The 23,990-nt window shown below is 62.0% G+C and carries 23 protein-coding genes; 19 read left to right on the top strand and 4 right to left on the bottom strand.

The window, feature by feature from the left end; genetic code table 11:
• Nucleotides 1-34 precede the first annotated feature (34 nt).
• The 18 genes from FBY04_RS24915 to FBY04_RS24830 all read left to right on the top strand — a co-directional run bounded on the left by FBY04_RS24915 (nt 35) and on the right by FBY04_RS24830 (nt 15,637).
• Nucleotides 35-1,987, top strand: a complete 1,953-nt coding sequence (locus tag FBY04_RS24915) for a YncE family protein (RefSeq protein ID WP_145317631.1) — start codon at nt 35-37, stop codon at nt 1,985-1,987.
• A gap of 13 nt (nt 1,988-2,000) precedes the next feature.
• Nucleotides 2,001-2,657, top strand: coding sequence for an SCO family protein (locus tag FBY04_RS24910; protein ID WP_145317628.1), 657 nt, complete (start codon nt 2,001-2,003; stop codon nt 2,655-2,657).
• Nucleotides 2,654-3,274, top strand: coding sequence for an SCO family protein (locus FBY04_RS24905; RefSeq protein WP_145317624.1), 621 nt, complete (start codon nt 2,654-2,656; stop codon nt 3,272-3,274). Before FBY04_RS24910 ends, FBY04_RS24905 begins: the two co-directional genes overlap by 4 nt.
• Nucleotides 3,275-3,283: 9 nt before the next feature.
• Complete coding sequence (locus FBY04_RS24900) at nt 3,284-4,834, top strand: ABC transporter substrate-binding protein (protein WP_145317621.1); 1,551 nt, start codon at nt 3,284-3,286, stop codon at nt 4,832-4,834.
• 15 nt (nt 4,835-4,849) lie between these two features.
• Nucleotides 4,850-5,803, top strand: coding sequence for a peptidylprolyl isomerase (locus tag FBY04_RS24895; RefSeq protein WP_145317618.1), 954 nt, complete (start codon nt 4,850-4,852; stop codon nt 5,801-5,803).
• 223 nt (nt 5,804-6,026) lie between these two features.
• The gene (locus tag FBY04_RS24890) at nt 6,027-6,560 is read left to right on the top strand and encodes a response regulator (RefSeq protein ID WP_084322029.1); all 534 of its coding nucleotides are present in this window, start codon (nt 6,027-6,029) and stop codon (nt 6,558-6,560) included.
• Between the two features lie 84 nt (nt 6,561-6,644).
• A complete protein-coding gene (locus FBY04_RS24885) occupies nt 6,645-8,351 on the top strand; it encodes a GspE/PulE family protein (protein WP_084322030.1) in 1,707 nt (568 codons plus the stop codon).
• Nucleotides 8,332-9,135 (top strand): hypothetical protein, encoded by an 804-nt coding sequence (locus FBY04_RS24880; protein ID WP_145317615.1) that lies wholly within the window; start codon nt 8,332-8,334, stop codon nt 9,133-9,135. The genes FBY04_RS24885 and FBY04_RS24880 overlap by 20 nt, the downstream gene beginning before the upstream one ends.
• A gap of 1 nt (nt 9,136) precedes the next feature.
• Nucleotides 9,137-9,682 carry a PilN domain-containing protein gene (locus FBY04_RS24875; protein WP_145317612.1) on the top strand — a complete coding sequence of 182 codons (546 nt, stop codon included), beginning with the start codon at nt 9,137-9,139 and terminating at the stop codon, nt 9,680-9,682.
• Nucleotides 9,669-10,217, top strand: a complete 549-nt coding sequence (locus FBY04_RS24870; RefSeq protein ID WP_084322033.1) for a GspMb/PilO family protein — start codon at nt 9,669-9,671, stop codon at nt 10,215-10,217. Before FBY04_RS24875 ends, FBY04_RS24870 begins: the two co-directional genes overlap by 14 nt.
• The gene (locus tag FBY04_RS24865) at nt 10,217-10,735 is read left to right on the top strand and encodes a hypothetical protein (protein ID WP_145317609.1); all 519 of its coding nucleotides are present in this window, start codon (nt 10,217-10,219) and stop codon (nt 10,733-10,735) included. The genes FBY04_RS24870 and FBY04_RS24865 overlap by 1 nt, the downstream gene beginning before the upstream one ends.
• A complete protein-coding gene (locus tag FBY04_RS24860; protein ID WP_145317606.1) occupies nt 10,732-12,570 on the top strand; it encodes a secretin N-terminal domain-containing protein in 1,839 nt (612 codons plus the stop codon). The genes FBY04_RS24865 and FBY04_RS24860 overlap by 4 nt, the downstream gene beginning before the upstream one ends.
• A 2-nt stretch (nt 12,571-12,572) precedes the next feature.
• The gene (locus FBY04_RS24855; protein ID WP_084322036.1) at nt 12,573-13,046 is read left to right on the top strand and encodes a type II secretion system protein; all 474 of its coding nucleotides are present in this window, start codon (nt 12,573-12,575) and stop codon (nt 13,044-13,046) included.
• 4 nt (nt 13,047-13,050) lie between these two features.
• On the top strand, nt 13,051-13,425 hold the full coding sequence (locus tag FBY04_RS24850; protein ID WP_084322037.1) for a type II secretion system protein: 375 nt from the start codon (nt 13,051-13,053) through the stop codon (nt 13,423-13,425).
• Nucleotides 13,400-13,939 (top strand): type II secretion system protein, encoded by a 540-nt coding sequence (locus tag FBY04_RS24845; RefSeq protein WP_145317602.1) that lies wholly within the window; start codon nt 13,400-13,402, stop codon nt 13,937-13,939. The genes FBY04_RS24850 and FBY04_RS24845 overlap by 26 nt, the downstream gene beginning before the upstream one ends.
• Nucleotides 13,936-14,325, top strand: coding sequence for a curli production assembly/transport protein CsgE (gene csgE, locus FBY04_RS24840; protein WP_145317599.1), 390 nt, complete (start codon nt 13,936-13,938; stop codon nt 14,323-14,325). Before FBY04_RS24845 ends, csgE begins: the two co-directional genes overlap by 4 nt.
• Complete coding sequence (locus FBY04_RS24835; RefSeq protein WP_145317596.1) at nt 14,322-14,753, top strand: curli assembly protein CsgF; 432 nt, start codon at nt 14,322-14,324, stop codon at nt 14,751-14,753. The genes csgE and FBY04_RS24835 overlap by 4 nt, the downstream gene beginning before the upstream one ends.
• Before the next feature lie 29 nt (nt 14,754-14,782).
• Nucleotides 14,783-15,637 (top strand): CsgG/HfaB family protein, encoded by an 855-nt coding sequence (locus FBY04_RS24830; protein ID WP_084322041.1) that lies wholly within the window; start codon nt 14,783-14,785, stop codon nt 15,635-15,637.
• Between the two features lie 833 nt (nt 15,638-16,470).
• Here the strand turns inward: FBY04_RS24830 and FBY04_RS24825 are convergent.
• The 4 genes from FBY04_RS24825 to FBY04_RS24810 are packed head-to-tail and all read right to left on the bottom strand — an operon-like array spanning nt 16,471 to nt 22,093.
• Nucleotides 16,471-17,916 carry a curlin gene (locus FBY04_RS24825; RefSeq protein ID WP_145317592.1) on the bottom strand — a complete coding sequence of 482 codons (1,446 nt, stop codon included), beginning with the start codon at nt 17,914-17,916 and terminating at the stop codon, nt 16,471-16,473.
• A 27-nt stretch (nt 17,917-17,943) separates the two neighbouring features.
• Nucleotides 17,944-18,405 carry a curlin gene (locus FBY04_RS24820; RefSeq protein ID WP_145317589.1) on the bottom strand — a complete coding sequence of 154 codons (462 nt, stop codon included), beginning with the start codon at nt 18,403-18,405 and terminating at the stop codon, nt 17,944-17,946.
• 59 nt (nt 18,406-18,464) lie between these two features.
• Nucleotides 18,465-20,711 carry an Ig-like domain-containing protein gene (locus tag FBY04_RS24815; RefSeq protein ID WP_145317586.1) on the bottom strand — a complete coding sequence of 749 codons (2,247 nt, stop codon included), beginning with the start codon at nt 20,709-20,711 and terminating at the stop codon, nt 18,465-18,467.
• Between the two features lie 35 nt (nt 20,712-20,746).
• Complete coding sequence (locus FBY04_RS24810) at nt 20,747-22,093, bottom strand: hypothetical protein (RefSeq protein WP_084322048.1); 1,347 nt, start codon at nt 22,091-22,093, stop codon at nt 20,747-20,749.
• 274 nt (nt 22,094-22,367) lie between these two features.
• Between FBY04_RS24810 and FBY04_RS24805 the strand changes: the two genes are divergently transcribed.
• Nucleotides 22,368-23,813 carry a HAMP domain-containing sensor histidine kinase gene (locus FBY04_RS24805; RefSeq protein WP_145317583.1) on the top strand — a complete coding sequence of 482 codons (1,446 nt, stop codon included), beginning with the start codon at nt 22,368-22,370 and terminating at the stop codon, nt 23,811-23,813.
• Nucleotides 23,814-23,990: the final 177 nt, after the last annotated feature.

Here is a 23,990-nt window from a genome sequence, read left to right as displayed (position 1 = left end):
GGGTTCTGGCAGTGATCTGATGGGGTCAAATTTGATGAACAGAACAATAATAATTGCCAGTTGTGCGTCGATTGTCGGGATTGCGCTGATCTGGATCGGCGTCTGGCGCACGACACCGGCGGCCCTGCTCAGCGAGGTGGAGCTGCCCGATACCTGGAGCAGCCAGAAGCTTGAACGCGACGGTGTATCGGTAGAGCTGGACCTGCGGCCATTGGCCGAGGACGGCGTGTTGCGCGAAGGCGAGTTTGCCGACGTGCTCTTCCGGGTCAGCGACAGCACGTCGGGCCAACCCCTTTCAGGCGTCAATCCCGGAGCGTGGATGGACCCGGAAACCGTCGCCGCCGATCAGGCTCAGGGCCGTGAACGGAGCTGCAAATCCCGGGTTGGGGTGTTCCTTAAATCGAGCATCGGCGCGCGACCGTTGCTCGACCTGAACAGCTACTTCCTGCTGGTGATGAACCGCGATGCGAGCGTCTCGGTGGTCGATCCGTCGGTCTCGGTGGGTGGCATCACCAGCACCTTGGGGCGCATCGACATCAAGCAGCCGCCGATGGATTGGGTCACCCGCAAGGACAACAAACGCGTGTTCATCTCCATGCCCACGGCCGGCGAAGTGGCGGTGATCGACAGCGAGCAATTCAAGCTGATCGATTCGGTCAGCGCTGGAAGCCAGCCCGTGCGCCTGGCCTTGCAACCCGACGAGCGCCTGCTGTGGGTCGGCAACAATGCCGCGAAAGCTGAAGCGTCCGGGGTCACGGTAATCGACAGTCAAAGCCTGAAACCTCTGAAACAGCTGGCGACCGGCCGCGGGCATCACGAAATCGCCTTCAGCAAGGACAGCCGTTACGCCTTCGTCAGCAACCGCGATGACGGCACGCTGAGCATCATCGACATCGCCAGCCTGATCATCCGCAAGCAACTCAAGACCGGTTCGAACCCGTTGTCGGTGGCGTACTCGCCGCTGTCCCAGGCGGCGTATGTCGCTGACGGCAAGGACGGCACCATCACCGTGGTCGATGGCGCCAGCCTCGACGTGCGCCGGGTGATCAAAATCAAACAGGGCCTGGGCCCGATGGGTTTCAGCGCTGACGGCCGTTTCGGCGTCGTGCTCAACACGCTGGAGAACCAGGTTGCCGTGATCGACGCCGCCACCGATTCGCTGATCCATGAACTGGACGTGTCCGCCGAACCCTACCAGGTGGTGTTCACCAAGGCCTACGCCTACGTGCGCGGACTGGCGTCGCCCAAGGTGACAATGGTCAACCTGTCGTCGCTGGGCGAGGGCCGCACGCCGATCAGCCAGGGTTTCGAAGCCGGGCCGCAGGCGCCACGGCTGGCTGGCGATTTACCGCTGGCGTCGAGCCTCGCGGTGTCGCGGGACGACAACGCAGTGTTCGTGGTCAATCCGGTGGACAACACCACCTATTACTACGCCGAAGGCATGAACGCGCCGATGTCCGGCTACCCCAATCGCGGGCAGGTGGCGCGGGCGGCCATGGTCATCGATCACAGCCTGCGAGAAGTCGAGCCGGGGCTGTACGGCGCGCGGATCAAACTGCCAAACGCCGGGCGTTTCGATGTGGCGTTCCTGCTCAATCAACCCAACATCATCCATTGCTTCACCGCGCTGGTTGAACCGGACAAAAGCCTCACCCGGCACCCTGGCGTGCCGAAAGTCGAGTTCATGCTCGACAAGTCCACAGCGCTCCTCGACCGTCCATACACCGTGCGATTTCGCATCGTTCAAGGCCAACAGAAGGCTCAGCGCAGCGGCGTGAAGGATGTTCAGGTGCGCTACTTCCGCGCCCCGACGTCGCGGGCTCGGGAAGTCGCCGCGTTCGAAGTGGGCAACGGTATCTATGAAGCGCCGGTGACCCTCGACCTGCACGGCGCCTGGTACCTGTACGTACGGGCCGCGTCCCTTGGCGCGAATTTCGACGACAAGACTTTTGCCAGCGTTCGGGTCTTGCCCGGCGATGCCCACTGAAGAGGAAGTCGACATGAACCGATTCGCACGCCGTGGACTGCTGACGTTCTACCTGTTGGCCGCCGGTATCGGGCAAGCCCTGGCGCACTCGGCGGATGAACACGCCGGGCACGATATGCCAGCCAAAAGCACCAGCTCGGAAAGTGCCCAGGTCAAATTCGCCGACGTGACGCTGGTGGACCAGAACGGCCAACCGGTGCGTCTGGAAAAAGACCTGGTGACCAACAAAATCGTGGTCATGAGTTTCATCTACACCAACTGCACCACGGTGTGCCCGGTGGTGTCGTCGATCATGGGCAAAGTGCAGAAAAAGCTGGGTGCACGGGTGGGCAGCGAGGTGCAGCTGGTGTCGATCAGCATCGATCCGCAGCGCGATGACGCCAGGCGCCTGAACGATTACGCCCGCACCTTTCAGAACGGTCCGGGCTGGAGCTGGCTGACGGGGAGCTCGCAATCGATCAACGCCACCCTCAAAGGCCTCGGCACCTTCAGCGGTGACTTCAAAAACCATCAACCGCTGATCCTCGTCGGCGACGGCAACAGCCGCCACTGGACGCGCTATTACGGTTTCACCGACCCCGTCGTGCTGACCCGTGAAGTGGAAAAGCTCAGTGGCCAGCGCAATGCCCATGCCAAGCACACCGCCATCGCCATGGAGCAGCAGCCATGAGACCCCTCGACTGGATCACCCTGATGGCGTGCTTCTTGATTTTCAGTGCGATGGCATTTGCTCATGAAGGGCACGAGGAACCCGCTCCAGCGATGGCTGCCGCACAACCGGCGAGCGGTACGCGGGATGCGAAAACCTGGTTCACCGATACGCCGTTGCAGGACCAGAACGGCGAGACCCTGCGCTTCTACAGCGATGTGTTGCACAACCGCGTCGTGCTGCTGAATGTGATTTTCACGCGTTGCAACGATGCCTGCCCGCTGATCACCCGCAAGCTCAAGGAAGTGCGTGAGTTGCTGGGCGACAAGGCGAACAGCATCACTTTTATCTCCCTTACCAGTGATCCGCTGCGGGACACCCCGGCGGTACTCAAGGCTTACACCTTGAAGCAGGGCGTCGATGGCCCCCACTGGCTTTTTCTCACCGGCGACAAGGCGCAAATGGACCTTGTACTCGGCCGTATCGGCCAGATCGTGCCGACCCCCGAGCAACATTCAACACAGCTGATCGTAGGTGACGTGGCCAACAAACGCTGGAGCAAAATCCGGCCCGATGCTCCGGCCGCCGCCATTGCCCAGCGCTTGCAATTGCTGACAATGCCCGTGGCCGGTCGCTGAGACCGCGCCATGAAAACCTCCCTGATCCTCGGCCTGCTCCTGACCAGCAGCCTTCATTGCATCGCCGATACGTTGCCCTTGAGCCCTGAGGAAAGCGCCGGTAAACGGTTGTACCGCGAGGGTGTGTCGAGTAGCGGCGAGCCGATCATGGCCCGGGTCGGGGCGGCGGGCATGCTGCTGCCAGCCACCAGCCTGCCGTGCGCCAATTGCCACGGCACCGACGGTCTGGGCCGGCCCGAGGGCGGGGTGCGACCGCCGGAACTGAGCTGGTCGCGTCTGACCAGCACCTACGGCCAACGGCAAATCAATGGCCGCAACTACCCGGCGTACACCGAAGGCACCCTGGCGCGGGCGATCCAGGAGGGCCGTGATCCCGGTAACAATCACCTCGACCCGGCGATGCCGCGGTTCGTGCTCTCGATGAAAGATCAGCGCAACCTCACGGCCTACCTCAAACGCCTGGCCGATGAGCGCGACCCCGGCTTGACGCCTGACAGCCTGCATGTGGGCACGCTGTTGCCCAGTCAGGGAGCGTTGGCCGAGGAGGGCGCGACGGTGGCCGCGGTGCTCAACGGCAGCGTGGCGCGAATCAACAAGGCGGGGGGGATTCATGGTCGGCAGTTGCGCCTGACAATCCTCGATCCGGGGCCGGACCGTATCAGTGCCGAGCGGGCGCTGGATCAGTTGATCGATCAGGAGCAGGTGTTTGCCCTGATCGCGCCGCTGGCACCGGCACTCGACACGCAACTGGTTTCGCGTCTGGAGCAGGCGGGCATTCCGCTGATTGGCCCACTTTCGTTGCAGGGCACGGCGCAGAGCAGTCGGCAGATTTTCGAACCGATGCCGGGGGCGCGCGAACAACTGATCGCCCTGGCCGATTACGCCTCCGCCAGTTTGCGCGTACTCCAGGGCCCCACGCTGATTACCTACACCGAAGATCCCGGTCAACGACTGGCAGCGCAGACCCTCAGTCAGTACCTGCAAGATCACGCCTGGCAAAATGTCAGCCTCAAGGCCTACGACTCGGCACAGGACGAACTGCCGCTGGGTTCGCGCTCAGTGTTTTACCTGGGCTGCGGCAGTGATTTCAGCCACCTCGCCGAGCGGTTGCAGACGGCGGGGCAGGTTCCGTACCTGTTCGCCATGTCGAATCAGGTGGCGGGTGACCTTTTACAAGTGCCCAACGGTTTTTCCCGGCGGGTGTTCCTGTCCTATCCGTTCGTGCCCAGCGACTGGACCCTGGCCGGACGCCTGGCCCTGACCCAACTGCGCGAACAGCAGGGGCTTGGCGGCCAGCACGCGGTGCTGCAAGTCGGCGCGTTCAGTTCGATGCTGCTGCTCAGTGACGGCATGAAGCAGGCCGGTCGCGACGCCAGCCGCGAGAAGCTGATCAATGCGCTGGAAGGCCTGCATGACTTCGATACCGGACTGACACCGCGCCTCAGCTTCGGACCGGGCCGACGCCTGGGCCTGAACGGCGCGCATATCGTCACCGTGGACTTGCCCGACCAGCGCTTCTACCTGGTCGCGCCTTACAAGCCCATTACCGCGACACCCTGACCGGAGGCCTCGATCATGAAGCTCAAGACCCTGTTGATCGTGCTGATCCTGTGGTTGCCCGCGGCATTTGGCAGCAATGGTCCAGTGGCCGCGCGGGTCAATGGCGAGGAGATTTCCGAGTTTCGCCTTGAGCGTTACTTCGCCGAGTACCTGGAGGATCAGGGCCGGGCGCTGGGCAGCATTCGCAATCCCGCGGCGTACAAGCAATTGCGCCAGAAGGCGCTGGATGCGTTGATCGACCGCGAGTTGCTGTGGCAGGAAGCGCTCAGGCGTGGGGTGGTGATCAGCGATGCCGCGGTGCAAAGCCAGGTTGAACAGACCCGGCAGGCCATTGGCGGTGCCGAGAAATTCGCTCGTCGTCTGGAGGATGCCGGTTTCGACGAGGCCGGTTTTGTCGAATACACCCGCCGTGAGCTCGCGGCCCGGCAGGTGTTTGCCGACCTGACCACCGTCGATGGACCGGACGAAAAACAGGTCCGGGCATTCTATGAAGAACACCGCGCCGAGATGCGTCGGCCCGAAGCAGTGCAGGCGCGGCACATCCTGATCAAGGTGCCTCAGGATGCCGATGCCGCCACTGTCGAAGCGGCCCGGCTACGCTTGCTCGAGCTGCAAGTGAAAATCAGCCAGGGCGCCGACTTTGCCAGCGTGGCCCGGACCGGTTCGGAAGATGCGTCCGCGAGCGAAGGTGGAGATCTGGGTTATTTTCCTCGTGGACGAATGCTGCCCGCGTTTGAAACGGCAGCCTTTGCCCTGGCGCCGGGTACGGTCAGTGAACCTGTTCGCACACCGCTGGGCTGGCACTTGATCTACGTACAGAACCACTTGGAGGCGGCCGATGTCTCAGAGCAACAGGGACTTGAACGGGTTCGGGCGTACCTTTCCCGACAACAACAGGTCGAGGTCCGTCTTCGGGTTCTGGCGCAGTTGCGATCGCGCAATCGAATCGAACGGATTGACGATGACTGAAGGTTCCCCCCCCAATAGTGGGGAAAGCTTCAGCGCAACGCCGTGTGCTTCCCCGCCTTTGGGGGCGAGGGTTGCCCGAACGAAAAGGCTTTTCCATGGATATCAATTACATGCAGCGGTAAATCAGCCGGTGCTCAGCCTGGCATGAAGTGTGCGTTAGCCTCAGTAAGGCGCGCACTCCGTCAGGCTCGGAACTCGGACCTGCGGTTTCAAGGAGTCCACCTTGTTAAACAAAGTACTGGTTGTCGAAGACGAAGAGCTTCTTGCCGAAAACCTCAAGGATTACCTTCAGGCGCAAGAACTGGACGTCCGGATTGCACATGACGGTGCGACGGGTATCGGTGAAGCCGAACAGTTTGCACCCGATGTGATGGTGTTCGATTACCGCTTGCCCGATATGGAAGGCTTCGAAGTGCTCGGTGCCATCCGCCAGAACAGGAAGTGTCATTTTGTGCTGATTACCGGGCACCCAACCGCTGAAGTCTGTGAGCGGGCCCGGCAACTGGGAGTCAGCCATATCCTGTTCAAACCGTTTCCATTGGCGGAGCTGGCCCGTGCAGTCTGTGACCTTCTGGGCATGGAGCGCGGACTCAAGGCGGGCATGAGCCGGTCCGAAGGTTTTGTCGAGCGACGCCAGAGCAAGACCGAGAGTTTCCCGCTGCAGTTGTACGATGGCAGTTGGGTGCTGGCGGATCGTCGACGAAATTCATCGACCTCCAGGGCACCGGACGACGAACAATTGCTCACCGGGGAGTAGTGGCGCGACAAGCCGTTCCGGTGATCGCCGTAATTGCTCGCCGCGTCGACAGGGCTCAAAGCCCCCGGCGTTGGAGAGCAAGCCATGGATCGTCTATCCCTTGCCGTCGAACCGGCGCAGTCGGAATGTGAACCGTCTCGCTTTTCCAGTGAGCAACTGTCCCAGGCACGATCGCTGGCCGCCAGTTCCGGCGAACGTATGCTTGAAGCCCTTGGGGTGTTGTGCGAACTGGCCCCCATGCCCTTCATCCAGCGCCTCGGCGCAACCCTGCATTACCCGGTGCTCGAGACCGACAGCCTGTTCAAGGCCACCCCGGTGTTCGACCGGGTCACCCTGGCCCAATGCCTCAAGCGCGAATTCATCCTGCTGCGTCACGACGATGCGGTCATCGGTGTGTTTGCCGATCCGTTCGACCCGGCCCGTCTGGCCTGGATCGATGACTGTCTGCACGGCGCGCCGCTGTACCTGGTGCATGCCGACGACCTGAAGGCGTATCTGGCGCGCCACGAAGAGAGCTTCCACGCGGTGGAATCGCTCAACGCCCAGGCTGACGCCAACATCGAAGTCGATACCCTGCAAAGCCTGTCCCTGACCAGCATCAGCGAAGACGCCAGCGTCGTCGTCAAACTGGTCAACTCGACCTTGTACGACGCCTTGAAAATGCACGCCAGCGATATTCATCTGGGCACCACCGGCAGCGGTCTGGTGATCAAGTACCGCATCGACGGCGTGCTCAACAACATCAGCAAGATCCAGGGCAGCGAGTTTGCCGAACAGGTGATTTCCCGGGTCAAGGTCATGGCCGAACTGGACATTGGCGAGAAACGCGTACCTCAGGACGGTCGCTTCAAGATTGGCATCAGTGGCCGGCAGATCGACTTCCGGGTCTCGATCATGCCGAGCATTTTCGGCGAAGACGCGGTGCTGCGGGTGCTCGACAAACAGGACTTGGCGGACAAGGTCTGCGGCGTCCAGTTGCAAGCGCTGGGCTTTGAAGACGAAACCCTGCGGCAGCTGCGCAGGCTGGCCGCCGAACCCTACGGCATGGTGCTGGTGACCGGCCCCACCGGCAGCGGCAAGACCACCACGCTGTACGCGATGATCACCGAGATCAACCACGGCGTGGACAAGATCATCACCATTGAAGACCCGGTGGAATACCAGTTGCCGGGCGTGCTGCAAATACCGGTCAACGAGAAGAAAGGCCTGACCTTCGCCCGGGGGCTGCGCTCGATCCTGCGCCATGACCCGGACAAGATCATGGTCGGTGAAATCCGCGACCCCGACACCGCGCAGATCGCCGTGCAATCGGCGCTCACCGGGCACCTGGTGTTCACCACCATTCATGCCAACAACGTGTTCGATGTCATCGGCCGTTTCACCCAGATGGAAATCGACCCCTACAGCCTCGTCTCCGCGCTCAATGCCGTGCTGGCCCAGCGCTTGATCCGCCTGGTCTGCACCACGTGCAGCGCGCCGAGTCACCCGACCGACGATGAATTGCGTGCCTCGGGCCTTGATCCGCATAACGTCGATCACTATCGCTTCGTTCACGGCAAGGGGTGCGGCCATTGCCGGGGCACCGGTTATCGCGGGCGCACGGCGATTGCCGAGCTGCTGCACCTGGACGACGAGCTGCGGCAGATGATCGTCGAGCGCCAACCGATTTCGAAAATCAAGGTCCATGCGTGCAAACGTGGCTTGCGCCTGCTGCGCGAGTCGGCGCTGGAACTGGTTGCAGAGGGGCGGACCACGCTTGAGGAGATCAATCGTGTCACTTTTGTCTCGTGATCGTTTTGTCGCCGTCATCGGCGCCAGTGGTATCGGCCTCGGCCAACGCCGTGGCAGCGAAACCCTGTGGCTGGGCAGCGTCGGATTCATCGACGAAGGCTTTCACGCCTGGGCGGTGGCGTTGGACACCCTTGACCATCTGCTGGCCGACCACACCCGTGCCGGTGCCGAATTGAGCGTGGTGATTTCCGGGCACTTCAGCCGCTTTTGCCTGGTGCCGTGGAGCGAACAGATCAGCAGTCCCGACGAGTTGATCGGCTTTGCCCGGCTGTGCTTCGAAGACCTTTACGGTGCGCCGGCTCAACCCTGGAGCCTGGTGCTCTCGGCAGAACCGGCGGGTTACGACCGGATTGCCTGCGCGCTGCCGCAGGAATTGCTGGGGCGTCTGCGCACACTGGTCAGCGCCCGTGGCCTGCGCTTGCGTACGGTGCAGCCGTACCTGATGGCGGCGTTCAACCATTTCGACAAAAGCCTCGATACCGGCAACTTCCTGTTCGTGGTCGCTGAACCGGTGCGCAGTGTGTTGCTGCTGGCACGGGAAGGCCGCTGGGCCTCGGTGCGTTCGGTGGGCAGCAGCGACAGCGACGCCGCACTGACTGCACTGATCGGCCGCGAAAGCCAATTGCAGGCCTCCACCAACGAGCGGCCATTGAACGTCTACCTGCATGCCCCTGCACGCATCGACGTGCAGCCCGATGTCCCCGACGTGCACTTGCGCACCCTTGAAGAAGGCCGGACACCCGTACGCGATTGCCTGTACGTCATGTCCCGGGCGGTGGCCTGAAATGCGCGCCCTGAACCTGGACTTTCAGCCGCGTCGCCGCTCCGGCCCGTTGGGCTGGAGCCTGTTGGCCGGGGGCGTGGTGCTGACCCTGAGTTGCGTCCTGGTTCAGCAGCACCTCAGTGATGAAACCGCGCAACAGCAGGGGCATCTGCAAACCACCCAGCGCGTTCTCACCGGCGACAGCGGTGACAAAGTCAGCCTGACCCCGGCGCAAATACGCGAGCAGGCGCAGAACCTCGCCGAGATGCGCAAGGTCTCCCAGCAACTGCGCCGGCCCTGGGAAAACCTGTTCGCGATGCTTGAAGCCATGCCTCGCGAAAACATCGCCTTGCTGACCCTGACACCCGACGCCCGCAAGGGCCAGGTGCGGATCAGCGCCGAGGCCAAAGACCTGGATGCCATGCTCGACTTCCACCGCAACCTCGAGGCCAGCGACGAGCTGTCCGATGTGTCGCTGCTCAGCCACGAAATCGTGGCCAACGTGCCGGAGCACCCGGTGCAATTCAACCTGTCGGCTACCTGGGAGATTGGCGATGCGAATCCCTAGATTGATCGTCCACGAATACCTGCAAGGCCTGGGCATTCCCGGTCTGGTGGGGCTGGCGATGCTGGTGCTGGCGTTGGTCTATGGCCTGGCGGGGCTGCTACCGGACTGGCAGTCGCTGCAACAGCTCAGCCAGCAGACCCGCGAAGCCGGCGATTACCTGGCCAGGGTTGAAGACGGCAGCGTCGCCCCCCCGGTGGTGCCGCAACGTCAGCTCGACGACTTCCACAGCAAGTTGCCTTCGCAACCTCAGGCCACGGTGGCCATCGACAGGATCTACGCCCTGGCGGCCCAGGAACACATCACCCTGGCACGGGGTGAATACGCCCTGGGCATCGACCCCAAGACGCATCTGGCCCGCTATCAGATTCTGCTGCCGGTGCGCGGCAGCTACCCGCAACTGCGGCGCTTTCTGCATGCCTTGCTCGGCCAGTTGCCGGCGGTGGTGGTGGAGGACGTGGAGTTCCAGCGCAAGAAAATCGCCGACACCGACCTGACCGGGCGGATCCGCATGACCCTTTACCTGTCGAGGTCATGATGAATACCAAGCGCGTAGCGGGGTGGGTGGGGTTCTTCGGCATCGCGGCGGCGCTGGCCTGGTTGCCCGATTACTTCATGCCGGTCGATGAGGACGATGCCAGCGTGGCCGTCGTCGCCAACCCGACCCACAGCAAAACCCGTGGCGCCCTGCCTGCCGCACCAGCGTCTGGCAAACCGGCGGTGGTGAAAGACTTGAGCCCGGCAGGTGACCTGTTCGCCGCCCGCAGCTGGAAAGCGGCGCCGACCCTCGCCAGCGTCATCGAACAACCCGTCAATGAAACCCCGGTGGTGCAAGCCCCCAGCGCACCGCCGATGCCTTTCCAGTTCGTCGGGAGGCTGGATGACCGTTCCGACCTGCAAGTGTTTTTGCAGAACGGCGAAAAAATATACGTCGTACGCAAAGGGGATGTGATCGACGAAACCTGGCGGATCGAAGCCATTTCCGATGTGGAACTGAGCTTCGTCTACCTGCCTTTGCATGTGTTCCAGACCTTGTCTGTGGGGAGCGCGCCATGAACAGAAGCCGTTTGCTGATGAGCCTGGCCTGCCTTTGCGCAGGGCTGGCGGCGTGCAGCTCCGCACGGGTCGCCAACAAGGAAGCGTCCGAGCTGATCGAGCAGGGACAATACGAAGCTGGCCTGGCGCGCATCGAAGAAGGGTTGCGGGAAAACCCTCGCGACACCGAACTGCATCTGGCCCTGAATACTGCACATACCAAAGCCATTACTGCATTGCTGACCGCCGGCGATAATGATCGCGCACACCGGGACTTCGCCTCGGCACGGGTGAACTACAGCCGGGTACTGACCATCGAGCCGAACAACCGCCGCGCCCAGGATGCGATGCGCCAACTCGAGTACATGCGCAGCATGGACGAAAAACTCGAGTTGGCCCGCGGCGACCTGCGTCGTGGCGACATCTACGCGGCTGATCGCCAGGTCAAACAGATCCTCGAACTGGACCCGCAAAATAACGGCGCCCTCGAACTGCAGGGCAGCATCCGCCTGGTCCAGAGCCGCAACGTGATCCCGTATCCACAACTGCGTACGCGCCTGAACCGGCCGGTGACGCTGGAGTTTCGCGACGCCAACCTGAAAACCATTTTCGAAGTGCTGTCCCAGGTCGCGGGGTTGAATTTCATCTTCGACAAGGACCTGCGCCCTGACATGAAAGCCACGATCTTCGTGCGGGACGTGCGCATCGAAGACGCGGTGGAACTGCTGCTGCAACAGAACCAGTTGCACCAGAAAGTGGTGAACGAAAACACCTTGCTGATCTACCCGGACTCCCCGCAAAAGCTCAAGGATTACCAGGAGCTGGTGATGCGCACCTTCTACCTGACCAGCATCGATGCCAACACCGCACTGAACATGATCAAGACCATGCTCAAGACCCGCGACGTGTTTGTCGATGAACGCCTCAACACCTTGACCATGCGCGACACCGAAGACGCCGTCCGCATGGCGGAAAAACTTCTGCAATCGCAAGACCAGTCAAACCCGGAAGTGGTGCTGGAAGTGGAGGTGATGGAAGTCGCCACCCAGCGGATTCTTGACCTTGGCCTGCAATGGCCGAACACCTTCGGCGTGGTCAACAGCGACGGTTCGCCGGTGCAGTTGCTCAATCAACTGAAAGGCATCGACTCCGGCCGGATCACCATCTCGCCATCGCCCCAGCTCAAGATCAACGCCCAGGACAACGACATCAACACCCTCGCCAGCCCGGTGATTCGCGTCAGTAACCGCGAGCAGGCGCGCATCCACATTGGTCAGCGTGTGCCGATCATCAGTGCCACCTCGGTGCCGTCGACGCAAGGGCCGGTGATCACTGAAAGCGTCACGTACCTGGACGTCGGTCTGAAGCTGGAAGTGCAGCCGACCGTGCACCTGAACAACGAAGTAGCGATCAAGATCGCCCTGGAAGTCAGTAACGCTACGCCGCTGGAACCGACCCGCCAGGGCACGATTCCGGTTCAGGTCGATACCCGTAACGCCCAGACCACCCTGCGCCTGCATGATGGCGAAACCCAGATCCTCGCCGGCCTGATGCGCAACGACCATGGCGCCACCGGCAACAAGATCCCGGGCCTCGGCGACATCCCTGGCCTGGGCCGGTTGTTCGGCAGCAACAAGGACAACGTCAGCAAATCGGAACTGGTGCTGTCGATCACGCCGCGAATCGTGCGCAACCTGCCGTACCAGAGCCCCTCGGACATGGAATTCTCGACCGGCACTGAAACCAGCATGCACATACAGGCACCGGACCGGCAGATGAAATCGTCGATGCCTAACGAACACATCGACCGGCCGGTGGCGGCCACCGCACCCCAGGTCGTGATCGGAAAGCCGTGATCATGAGCGCCTCGCAACGTGGTTTTACCCTGATTGAAGTCGTGGTGACGCTGGCCCTGATCGGGCTGTTGGCCGGCATGGCCGCGCCGCTGACCGAGACCGTGGTGCGCCGGGGCAAGGAGCAGGATCTGCGCACGGCGCTGTACCAGATCCGCGATGCCATCGACGCCTACAAACGCGCCTACGACGCCGGTTACATCGAGAAGTCGCTGGACAGCAGCGGCTATCCGCCGAACCTGAAAGTACTGGTGGACGGTGTACGCGATGTGCGCAGCGCCAAGGGCGCCAAGTTCTATTTTTTGCGCCGCGTGCCCCATGACCCGCTGGCCCCGGTCAAGCGCGACGACGAAGGCGGCTGGGGGCTGCGCGCCTATGACAGCACGGCCCAGAACCCCCGCGAAGGCCAAGACGTCTTTGACGTTTATTCGAAGGCGCGCGGCAAGGGTCTCAACGGTATTGCGTACCGGGAGTGGTGAGCTTATGCGTCGGGAAAAGGGTTTTACCCTGCTGGAACTGATGGTGGTCATGGCAATCATCGCGACCTTGATGACCATCGCCATGCCACGCTATTTCAACAGCCTCGAGGCCTCGAAAGAGACCACGCTGCGCCAGAGCCTGTCGGCGATGCGTGAAGCGTTGGATCACTATTACGGCGACACCGGGCGTTATCCCGATTCCCTCGAGCAACTGGTGGAGCAGCGCTACCTGCGCAACTCGCCGATGGACCCGATCGCCGAGCGCAAGGATCTGTGGGTCATGGTCGCACCGCCGGACGGCGTACCCGGCGGGGTCGCCGATATCAAAAGCGGAGCCACAGGGAGGGCGCGGGATGGCAGCCTCTATTCCGAGTGGTAAGCCGTTCGGCGAGGGCGGTTTCACTTACCTGGGCGTGCTGTTCCTGATCATGCTGATGGGCATGGGCCTGGCCAGTGCAGGCGAGTTGTGGTCGACCGCTTCGCGCCGGGATCGTGAACGCCAGCTGCTCTGGGTCGGTACGCAATACGCCCAGGCATTGCGCAGCTATTACCGCAGTTCGCCAGGGCTGGCGCAGTATCCGAAAAACCTCGAAGACCTGTTGCAGGACGAGCGTTTTCCCAACCCGAAACACCATATTCGGCAGCTGTATCCGGACCCGATCAGCGGTGGTGAATGGATCTTGATGCGTGGTTTCGACGGGCGCATCACCGGCCTCAACAGCGCCTCCACGGACAAGCCGCTGAAGCAGGCGGATTTCCCCGCGCAGTGGTCGGACTTCACCGGCATGGCCAGTTACAGGGACTGGCAGTTCGTGGCCGAGAAATCCTTCCTCGATGGCACATCCGGGTCTGCCAAAGGCCAGTCGAAATTGCCCCAGGCGTTACAGCCATGAACAGATTCTGTTGGGTCGTGATCCTGATGCTGACGTCCGCTGCCGCTGCGGCCGGCGAAGAGGACGAAATGATGGGGTTCATCGTCGATGACACGATCTCGCACATCGGCCACGACTTTTACTACTCATTCAGTGAACGCCTGCGCGCCACCAGCCCGATGGATTTCAACCTGGTGGTGCGCGAACGACCTTCGGCGCGCTGGGGCGCCCTGGTCACCGTGGAATATCAGCAGCGTCTGGTTTACCGGCGTTTTCTGCCGCCGAACACCGTGGAACTCAAGGACGAGGCCTATGACGCCGCCGACTGGGTTCGCGGGCAGATCGTCCAGCGCAAGCTGGAAGCCATGTTGCAGGACACAACGGACCTTGAGAGGGACGAGTTATGAAAACAAAAACGTTCTCGCAGCGCCCCGGGCTTTCATGGGCAGGCCTGTGCCTGTTCGGGCTCGGCAGTTGTGTGGTCCAGGCCACGGAGCTGGTCTATACGCCCATCAACCCGTCGTTTGGCGGCAACCCGTTGAACGGGACCTGGCTGCTCAACAACGCTCAGGCCCAGAACGACTATGACGATCCCGACTTGAAAAAACGCACCGCCGCGGCCGGTACTTCGGCGCTGGAGCGGTTCACCAGTCAGTTGCAGTCGCGGTTGCTCGGGCAGTTGCTGGACAACATTTCCGCGGGCAACACCGGGAGCCTGACCACCGACGCTTTTATCGTCAACGTCGTCGATGATTCCGGGCAGTTGACCATCGTCGTGACTGACCGAGCGACCGGTGAAATCTCGGAGATCCAGGTGAGCGGCCTGGCCCCTTGACGGGATCGGGTTGATGGGGAGGGAAGGACATGAAAAGAATAATGGTGCTGGGGCTGATGTTGGCGATGTTGCAAGGGTGCAGTCTGCGCGAGCCGATCGGGGCTGAGCAGGACACCGAAACACCGACGCTGACCCCGAGGGCGTCAACCTACTACGACTTGATCAATATGCCGCGACCCAAGGGCCGGTTGATGGCGGTGGTGTACGGTTTCAGGGATCAGACCGGCCAGTACAAACCGACGCCGGCCAGCTCGTTTTCCACCAGCGTAACCCAGGGGGCGGCGAGCATGCTGATGGATGCGTTGCAGGCCAGTGGCTGGTTTGTGGTGCTGGAGCGGGAAGGGCTGCAGAACCTGCTGACCGAACGCAAGATCATTCGCGCCTCGCAGAAAAAACCGAATACGCCGCTGAATATCCAGGGTGAACTACCGCCGTTGCAAGCCGCGAACATGATGCTTGAGGGCGGGATTATTGCGTACGACACCAATGTGAAAAGTGGCGGGGAAGGGGCGCGTTACCTGGGTATCGATATTTCCCGGGAGTATCGGGTGGATCAGGTCACGGTGAACCTGCGGGCGGTGGATGTGCGCAGTGGGCAGGTGCTGGCCAATGTGATGACCAGCAAAACAATTTACTCCGTGGGCCGTAGTGCCGGGGTGTTCAAGTTTATCGAGTTCAAGAAGTTGCTTGAGGCGGAGGTCGGGTATACCACCAACGAGCCGGCGCAGTTGTGTGTGTTGTCGGCGATCGAGGCGGCGGTGGGGCATCTGTTGGCGCAGGGGATCGAGCGGCGTTTGTGGCAGGTGGCGGGGGATAATTCGCCTCAGAGCAGTGAGACGCTCGATCGTTACCTGACCCAGAACAAGGTGCCTGAAGAGGAGTGAACCGAGGCGGCCTTCGGGCCGACCTGGTTCTTGCTGATGTACCCGGACCCCCTGTAGGAGCTGGCTTGCTAGCGATGGCTGAGCGTCAGGCGGCTTGTTTTTTGATGGTGTACATATCCATTCCTGTGGTCATGGCTACCAATGGTTCCGCCCTTACGGCGGGTTACTTGGAAAAGCGCCAAGTAACCAAGCGCCAGCGCCCCTGACGTACGGTGGCTCGCTCCGGTCCTGCTCCGTGGGCCCGCCGCCATCGGCCATCCATGGCCGGGGGCGGCTAACCCGGCATCCTTGCCGGGTTGCCCACTGCGCAGAACCTGCGCTCGGCCTTCCGACGGGGCAGATCAAGATCAAAAGCCAGATCAAAAGCCAAAGCGAGGCGGCCTGGTAGCCGACCTGATGTTCGTCAGATCATCGGGGGTGTACACACACCAGTGTCATGCCCGTCAACAATCCCCTGTGGGAGCGGCGGTGCGACGATTCGACTTGCTCGCGAATGCGGACTGACATTCAGCATTGATGTCGACTGACTGGACGGGGCAGATCAGGATCAAAAGCCAGATCAAAAGCCAAAGCGAGGCGGCCTGATAGCCGACCTGAAGTCTGTCAAAGCCATCGGCGTTAAACACCAATCTCATGCCCACCAAAAATCCCCTGTGGGAGCTGGCTTGCCAGCGATGGTCGTTAACGATGACGCGTGTTGTCTGAAGGAACGCGATGTCTGGGCATCCATCGCTAGCAAGCCAGCTCCTACAAGGACCGGCGCGCCCTGCAAACATCAGGGAAAAAAAACCGCGTCCTCTTCAAGGGCCGCGGTTTTTTTTATACCCCTGCAATTACTGCTGCAACACCGTCGCCCGGTTATCCATACCCACTTGTTGAATGGTCGCCATCTGCGTCACGCCACTCTGATCCACATTGGCAATGTTCCCGGTACCGCCCTGGGTCACATACGCCACGTTCATCGTGTCAGCCTGTTTCACAGTGATCTGGTTATCGTTGCCCCACTGGCTGGTAGAGGCCAGGTTGCCGGTGCCGGACTGGTCGAACGCGGTGCTGTTGTTCATGCCGGTGCTGCTGCCCTCGACCAGGTTGGCGGTGCCGCGCTGGTCGGCGATGAGGACGTTGTCGCTGCCGTTCTGGTCGAAGTACAGCTCGTTGTAGCTTTCGGCCTGGCTGACGGTGGTTTTGTTGCCGGTGCCGGTCTGGTGGGTGGTCATGATGTGGCCGACGCCGTCCTGGGTGAAGTTGGCAATGTTTTCCTTGCCGTTCTGGGTGATGGTTGCGCTCTGGTTGCTACCGAACTGGCCACCTTTTTGCGGACCTTTCCAGTTGCTGGCGTAGACCTTGTTGTCGCTACCCACCGAAGTGGCGGTGAGTGAATGGCCTTCGCCGGTCTGGTAGGTGAAGTGCGTGTTGCCCGTGCCTGTCTGGTACAGCGCGATGGTCGAGCCAGTGGATTCGAACTGATCGGCGTAGATCGCGTTGAGGTCGCCAACCTGAAACACGTGTGCGGTGTTGTTTTCGCCGAAGCTCTGGTCGACCACGGTTTCGTTGGTCAGGCCGGTCTGGTTGACGGTGGCACCGCTGCCGACTTGTCCGTCCTGCCAGATTTCAGTGCCGTTACCGTCGCCGAGCTGGTTGATGGTCAGGTTGCCGCCGTCGCCATTGCGCTGGTCGCCGTAGGCATAGTTGCTGGTGCCTGTCTGGTTGATGTCGATCCGGCCGCCCATGTGGTTGATCTGTTCGGCGGTGGCGTAGTTAGTGGTGCCGTACTGGATGATCACCGCGGTGTTGGCGATGCCGGGCTGGATCTGTTCGATGTAGGCTTCATTGCTGTCACCGAACTGGAAGGTTTGCCCGGTCGTGCCGTCCTGGCTGTCCTGATAGACGAATGAGAAGTTGCCGGTGCCTTGCTGTTGTTGCAGCACTTCACCGCCCCCTGCGCCGATCGACTGGCTGGCGTGGCTGGTGTTGAAACTGCCGGTCTGTTGCTGGGTGATGGTGCTGTTGTTTTCGAACAATTGCTCGGCATAACCGGCGTTGTAATCGCCCACCTGGTTCTGGTCGATGGTGCTGGTGGCCGTGTCCTGCTTGGCGGCCGCGTCGTTGCCCTGGCCGAGTTGCTGCTGTGTGGCGGTGCTGAAGGGGGCCAGGGTCTGCTTCACGTCGGCGACGTTGGCGGTGCCGGTCTGGTCCTGGGTTGAAAGGCTGTCGTTGGCCAACGCCTGGGCACTGACAATGACCAGGATGGCGGCGGTGAGGGGCGTCAGTTTGAACATGGTGAAACCTCCATGTGTTGCAGTGCTTTAGCGGTATTGTTTGACCGAAACGCTCATGCCGTTTCCCGACTGGCTCACGGCGCTGGTAAGCCCCGTGCCGGCCTGGTCGATGCTGGCGTCGTTGTTGTTGCCGTTCTGGGAAATCTGCGCGCGGTTCTGGCTGCCGGTCTGCGTGATCGAGGCGGAGTTGCCGGAACCTTGCTGATTGATCATCGCCATCAGGTCGCTGCCTTGTTGCAGGATGTAGGCTTCCTGATTGCTCCCCGACTGGACGATGGTGCCGAGCAACGACTGGCCGTTCTGTTGCAGCAGCGCCACGTTGGCCTGGCCGTTCTGGTCGATCAGCGCGTGCTGGCCAATCGGCGGTGGCAACTCGCCGAGGTCGGTGCCGGGGCCCAGGTCGTCGTTCTCCATCAGGTCGTCGGCGCGCACGCCCGCGCTGCTGCAGAGCAGAAGCAGGCAGAGCAGGGTGGCGATCGACGTTCGCATCGTGTTGTCCTTTGGGCAGAGGCCCGCCCCATCAACCGTGCGGTCGATGGGGCGAGGGCTCAGTTCGAAACCACCGACACCGTGCGCACGGTGCCTTGGGACGAGTTGATGGTGGCGGTCGGGTTCGCCGACGGAATCACCGTGGTGGTGTTGTTCACCGTCAACCGCCAGCGACCGGTCACCGGCACCGTGGCGGTGCCCAGGGTCGCCAACCCGGTCGGGGTGCTGACCCGGACGGTGATGGTGTTGCCGGTGGTCACCGATGAGGTGCCCGCAAAGTCCCAGGTGAAGCGGTTATTGGAACGTGCCGACACCGTAGCCGTGGTCACCGTGAAGGTTTCTGCCGGTGGCCGGGGCGAGACTTGCACGGTGACCGTCGCCGGTGCCGTCGACACGGCGCCCAGGCTGTCTCGGGCGAGGTAGGTGAAGGTCGTGGTGAACGCCGTCGTGACTGTGGCCGGTGGGGTGTAGGTGATCACCGTGCCGTTGCTGCTGACGGTACCGCGACCCGCCGCTGGCTGGGTGAAACTGGCGATGGCCAGCGGCACGTTGCCTTCCGGATCGGTGTCGTTGAGCAGCACATTGATCGGCACCGCCACGCCCAGCGTTGCGATGCTGTCCGCGACAGCCACGGGTGGCCGGTTAGGCACCACGGTGATGGTCACGGTCGCCGGGGTTGCCGAGGCCAGGCCTTTGACGTCTTGAGCCTTGTAGGTGAAGGTCGTGGTCAGCGGCACCGTGACCACGGCTGGCGGTGTGTAGACCACGGCGGTCGAACCGCTCAACGCCACGGTGCCTTGCCCGGTGGCCGGTTGGGTCAGCGCGGTGATGCTCAACGGTACGTTGCCGTCCGGGTCACTATCGTTGGCCAGCAGGTTGAGGGTCAGCGGCACCCCGAAGATGGTACTGCCGGTGTCGGCAACGGCCAGCGGCGGCTGGTTCTCTCCGCTGTTCGGTGCCGTTCCGACCACCACAACCGGTTCGGTGTCACTGCCGCCCGCAGCGGACTTGACCGTGACGCTGGCCGGTGGCTGTGGCAGGTCGGTGACAGTCAGGCGTTGCAGGGTGCCGGACTTGGACAGACGTCCGTAACCCTGAGCGACCATGTCCGGCACTGTCACTTCATCCGTGGAAGTGGCCTCGATCAGCAGGCTCTGATTGCTGAAGTTGTAGCGAGCGGTCTGGATTTTCACCAGGTCAGTGACCTTGCTCGACACCGCCGTGGGGCGAGTGGTGCCCGTCGGGTTGGTGGCGGTGAGCACGACAACCGAAGGCACCGTGCCGGTGATCAGATGCTGGCCGAAGAACAGCCCGTTGTTGTCGCCCACCAGGTTGGTCTGGCACGGCGAAAGCGGTGGCCCGGGAACCAGCGCAACGGTTTCTCGGAAGCACAGCGTCGAGCTGTTGTCCGCTTTGCCAAAGACTTCGATCCGGGTGCTGCTGCCGGTGCCGGAGGGAATGCGCCGGTAGGTGGCACGGTCCATTTCCACATGGGTTTGCGCACGGTTGTCGAGGACTTTGCCGGCGAGGGTGAAGAGGTTGGTCTGAATGGTCCCCGCCGGCCCGGTGATGCGCACGAAGTTGGTGTTGTTCGGGCTGCCGGTGACGGCTTCGGTAAGGTTCGGGTCGCCGACGAAGGTTTCGACGGTGCCGGTGTCCGGGTTCACCTCGGTGTAAGGGCCGTTGACGCTGCGCAGGAATGGCCCGATGGCACCGCTCAGGGCGCCGCTGAAATTGCCCGGCGCGCCGATGCCGACATCTTTGGTGATGTTGATCGCACGCCGGCCCGGCGTGGTGACGTTGACCGTTTCCACGCCATAGGGGTGGGTGATGGTGTAAGTCCCGGCGGTGGGCACGTTCACCCGGATGCGAATCCGCGCGAAGCTTTGCTGATCGCCATCGATGGGGTTTTCCGAGGCGAATGCCGCTTCGATCCCGGCCACGTAGACGTCCATGCCATAGCCGGCGGCGTTGTTGGCGATGGAGGTTTCGGCGAGGAACCAGAAGGCTTCCGGCGGCCAGTTATCCGGGAACACCATCGGCTGGCTGTCGTCGTAGATGCCGGGTTCCGGCAGCAGGGTGCACATGTAGGATGGCGGCACCGTGACCGGTACTCGGGAGCTCGTGGCCCGGGACTGACACAGCTCCATCGACAGCTGATTATTGTCTTGATACCACATGGGGAATTTCCCCGTGGCGAAGGTGTAGGGGCCAGGGTCGACGGCGGCGAGTTGCGCATACGCGCTGCCGGACAACGATAGAGTCAGCCCGAGGGCGTTGAGCGCCAGGCGCGGCCAATTGTTCATGATGCCTCCTGATGAGGATCTGGGCATGTGAGCGTTCATTGCACGATGACCACTTCTTCGGTATCGCTGCCGCCATTGGATGACGTCACCCGAACCTTGGCCGGTGGAATCGGGGAGATCCCGGTCGCGAGGGTTTTCACTGCGCCGTCGCCACTGAGCGCGCCGATGGCAGCGCCGGTGCCTGAGGTGGCGGTCAGCACTGGCGGCGAAGTTTCGTCGCTGGTGGAGGCCACGACCGTTATTTGCCCGGTGCTCAGGCTGTACTCGGCGCGCTGGATCACCACCAGGTCGGTCAATGGCATGGGCAAGGTGGTCGGTGTGCTGGTGGGGATGGCCAGGTGGTTGTCGGCGGTCACCTGCAAGGTGCCTGGCAAGCTCGGGTTGGTCGACGACTGCGCGTACCAGTTGCCGGTGGTGTTGGCTTCGCGCAGGTTCAGCACCGGGTTGTTGCTGTCCAGGGTGACGGTGGCGGGAGGCGGCGGAGCCATGACGAATACATCCTGCTGCGCCACCGGTGCGCTGTCGCCGGCATGTCGCGAATAGGTGCTGCGCTGGGGGATCATCGGCGTCGGCCGGATCACGCTCGACAATTTGCCCGAGACGGCGAATACCGTGGTCCGCAGGTCCAGGCCTCCTGGCCCTTCGATACGGAGGAAGTTGGTGTTGAACGGGCTGCCGGTGACGGCTTCTTCGAGGTTCGGATCGCCGATGAAGGTTTCCGCCTGACCGGTGACCGGGTTGGTTTCGGTGTAGGGGCCGTTGACGCTGCGCAGAAAGGGGCCGACATCACCTTTGAGGGCGCCGTCGTAGGTCTTCGGCGTACCAATGCCGATGTCCCGTGTCATGTTGATCGCGCGCCGACCGGGCGTGTCGACGTTGAACACATCGACACCGTAGGGATGGGTGATGACGTAGGTGCCGGCGATGGGCACATCGACACGAATGCGCACCCGGGCGAAGCTGACCTGGTCGCCGTCAATCGGCTCTTCGGCGGCGAAGGCGGCTTCGATGGCCGAGCCATAGGCCAGGTCGATGCCCCTGGCCGCATCGACGATCGTACCGTCGACGGTGAACCAGAACGCTTCATCGGGAAAGTTGGTCGGGAAGACGATCGGTTGCGCGTCGTCGAACACCCCCGGCGTCGGCAGCAGGTTGCACATGTAGGTCGGTGCGCCCGGAGCGCTGGGCACCCGTGAACTGACGGCCTTGGACAAACAAAGATCGAGGGTTCGACCATGCGTGTCCTGATACCAGGCAGCGAAAGATCCGTTGGCGGGCAAGTAAGGCCCCGGATCGACAGCAAACAGCGCCGCCTGGGCGAAGCCTTGGGCCAGAGCGGACACGACCAGGGCGATCGCGGTTTTGGACAGTAAAGGGTGCATGAGTATTCCCTCTATCAGAGACCTGCCCCGTGGGGAGGGGTCAGTTGACGGGGAGGGTCGGCAACTTCCATACCAATCTCGGAAAACGGCCGTCAGAGGCCCGGAATCAGGGCTTGTTACGCTCTCGAGGCGCTGGAATGCCGGTCTGGCATCAGGGCCACTGTCCCCAGATTTGGGGGGGGGGATGGAACGTTGGGGAAGTGCGGACCCGGGGCCGGGCAAACCGCCATGGGTGGGCTATAACCAATGGGGGGAACCGCCGGGATGTGCGCCCATGAACTTGCCTACGCAATTGCTCCAGTCCGAGGAGGGCACACGCCTGAACTCGCGCAAGCAGCCGTTCAACCTTCTGCGCTGGTTTTCGCTCATCAGCATGGGAGTGATCGGCACTGTGGCGGTGGCGCTGGGCGCGGTGTCCACGCGGTTTGTGATTACCGAGAGCGTACAGCGCGATGCGATGTTGACCTCGCAGTTCATTCAGACGATCGCTTCCGCCGAAATGCGTCATGTGTCGATTCCGAATGTGCGGACCATGGGCGAGCTGCTGGACCCGCGCAAAGACCGGGACTTCCCGGACGTCGACCCGATGGACCGCGCCAGTGTCCGGGGCGAATTTCTCGACCATATCGAGCACCTGCCAGACGTGATCCTGGCCAACATTTATGCGCCCGATCGCATGGTGGTCTGGTCGACAAACCCGGCATTGATGGGAACCACCATCCAGGCTGACGAAGACCTGGAGCAGGCGTTTGCCTCCAGGAAACCGGTGTCGACCAGCTACCACAATGTCGACAAGACACGCATGGAACAGAAGTTCATATCGCCACCGGATTTCATCTTCATCGAAAACTACATTCCGCTGTTCGATGCCGATGGCAAGAACGTCACCGCGATGGTGGAGATCTACAAGGAACCCAAGGACCTGATCAACCGTATGGAGCGCGGCCTGGTGTTGATCTGGCTGGCCACCGCACTGGGCGGCGGGCTGATTTATCTGGGGCTTTACTGGATCGTGCGCCGGGCGGCAAATCTGCTGGCGGAGCAACAAAAGCAATTGATTACCAACGAGACGTTCGTTGCCCTGGGTGAGATGTCATCGGCGGTGGCCCACAGTTTGCGTAACCCGCTGGCGACCATTCGTTCAAGCGCCGAGCTGGCGCTGGAGTTCGACAGCGGCCCGGCGCACAAAAACATCACCGACATCATCGGTCAGGCGGATCGCATGTCGAAATGGGTAAGGGAACTGCTGCAATCCTTGCGCCCGCTGCATGATGAGTCTGAACCGGTGAACCTGGTGGCGGCGTTGCACGACAGCCTCATGGCGTTCGAACAGCAGATCGCCAATGCCGAGGTTCACGTGGTGTTTGAGCCGAAGGACGCGCCGATGGTCCTGAGCCAGTCAATACAGTTGTCGCAAATCCTCAGCAGTTTGCTGGCCAATGCGCTGGAAGCCATGGACAAGGGCGGCACCCTGACCATCACTCTGGAAACCACTGATGCCCGAGGCGTCAGCGTGGTGCTGAGAGACACGGGCAAAGGCATGAGCGAGGAACAACGCAGCCTGGCCTTCCGGCCGTTTTTCACCACCAAGCAAGGCGGGCTGGGCGTCGGGCTGGTGCTGGTCAAACGAATCATGGAACGCTACGGCGGTGCCGTGAGCCTGGAAAGTTGCGAGGGCGAGGGCACGTGCGCACGCCTGTCGTTCAAGCGGATTCCCTGAAACGGGGATGAACTTTCCCCGGTAACGGGTGTCATTCCCCAGTCTTTTGTTCGGACATGGCAAATTGATGTTGATAAGCCATTGTTTCGCAGGGAATTAATCTTTCGCATAAAACCGTTACAAGTCTGGCGAGCTCCTTGCAAAACCCCCATTACCCCCTTCACATCTTCGAGGCGG

Source organism: Pseudomonas sp. SJZ080, assembly GCF_007828295.1.
In the GTDB taxonomy this organism is placed as follows: Bacteria; Pseudomonadota; Gammaproteobacteria; order Pseudomonadales; family Pseudomonadaceae; genus Aquipseudomonas; species Aquipseudomonas migulae_A.
The sequence above is the reverse complement of the archived record's forward strand: the minus strand, read 5'-3'. Positions and strand labels throughout refer to the sequence as shown.

What these genes read in the sequence shown, in the direction of transcription:
- FBY04_RS24915 (WP_145317631.1), top strand. Translation starts at nt 35, where the DNA reads ATGAACAGAACAATAATAATTGCCAGTTGTGCGTCGATTGTCGGGATT.
- FBY04_RS24910 (WP_145317628.1), top strand. Translation starts at nt 2,001, where the DNA reads ATGAACCGATTCGCACGCCGTGGACTGCTGACGTTCTACCTGTTGGCC.
- FBY04_RS24905 (WP_145317624.1), top strand. Translation starts at nt 2,654, where the DNA reads ATGAGACCCCTCGACTGGATCACCCTGATGGCGTGCTTCTTGATTTTC.
- FBY04_RS24900 (WP_145317621.1), top strand. Translation starts at nt 3,284, where the DNA reads ATGAAAACCTCCCTGATCCTCGGCCTGCTCCTGACCAGCAGCCTTCAT.
- FBY04_RS24895 (WP_145317618.1), top strand. Translation starts at nt 4,850, where the DNA reads ATGAAGCTCAAGACCCTGTTGATCGTGCTGATCCTGTGGTTGCCCGCG.
- FBY04_RS24885 (WP_084322030.1), top strand. Translation starts at nt 6,645, where the DNA reads ATGGATCGTCTATCCCTTGCCGTCGAACCGGCGCAGTCGGAATGTGAA.
- FBY04_RS24875 (WP_145317612.1), top strand. Translation starts at nt 9,137, where the DNA reads ATGCGCGCCCTGAACCTGGACTTTCAGCCGCGTCGCCGCTCCGGCCCG.
- FBY04_RS24870 (WP_084322033.1), top strand. Translation starts at nt 9,669, where the DNA reads ATGCGAATCCCTAGATTGATCGTCCACGAATACCTGCAAGGCCTGGGC.
- FBY04_RS24865 (WP_145317609.1), top strand. Translation starts at nt 10,217, where the DNA reads ATGAATACCAAGCGCGTAGCGGGGTGGGTGGGGTTCTTCGGCATCGCG.
- FBY04_RS24860 (WP_145317606.1), top strand. Translation starts at nt 10,732, where the DNA reads ATGAACAGAAGCCGTTTGCTGATGAGCCTGGCCTGCCTTTGCGCAGGG.
- FBY04_RS24855 (WP_084322036.1), top strand. Translation starts at nt 12,573, where the DNA reads ATGAGCGCCTCGCAACGTGGTTTTACCCTGATTGAAGTCGTGGTGACG.
- FBY04_RS24850 (WP_084322037.1), top strand. Translation starts at nt 13,051, where the DNA reads ATGCGTCGGGAAAAGGGTTTTACCCTGCTGGAACTGATGGTGGTCATG.
- FBY04_RS24845 (WP_145317602.1), top strand. Translation starts at nt 13,400, where the DNA reads ATGGCAGCCTCTATTCCGAGTGGTAAGCCGTTCGGCGAGGGCGGTTTC.
- csgE (WP_145317599.1), top strand. Translation starts at nt 13,936, where the DNA reads ATGAACAGATTCTGTTGGGTCGTGATCCTGATGCTGACGTCCGCTGCC.
- FBY04_RS24835 (WP_145317596.1), top strand. Translation starts at nt 14,322, where the DNA reads ATGAAAACAAAAACGTTCTCGCAGCGCCCCGGGCTTTCATGGGCAGGC.
- FBY04_RS24830 (WP_084322041.1), top strand. Translation starts at nt 14,783, where the DNA reads ATGAAAAGAATAATGGTGCTGGGGCTGATGTTGGCGATGTTGCAAGGG.
- FBY04_RS24825 (WP_145317592.1), bottom strand. Translation starts at nt 17,916, where the DNA reads ATGTTCAAACTGACGCCCCTCACCGCCGCCATCCTGGTCATTGTCAGT.
- FBY04_RS24820 (WP_145317589.1), bottom strand. Translation starts at nt 18,405, where the DNA reads ATGCGAACGTCGATCGCCACCCTGCTCTGCCTGCTTCTGCTCTGCAGC.
- FBY04_RS24815 (WP_145317586.1), bottom strand. Translation starts at nt 20,711, where the DNA reads ATGAACAATTGGCCGCGCCTGGCGCTCAACGCCCTCGGGCTGACTCTA.
- FBY04_RS24810 (WP_084322048.1), bottom strand. Translation starts at nt 22,093, where the DNA reads ATGCACCCTTTACTGTCCAAAACCGCGATCGCCCTGGTCGTGTCCGCT.
- FBY04_RS24805 (WP_145317583.1), top strand. Translation starts at nt 22,368, where the DNA reads ATGAACTTGCCTACGCAATTGCTCCAGTCCGAGGAGGGCACACGCCTG.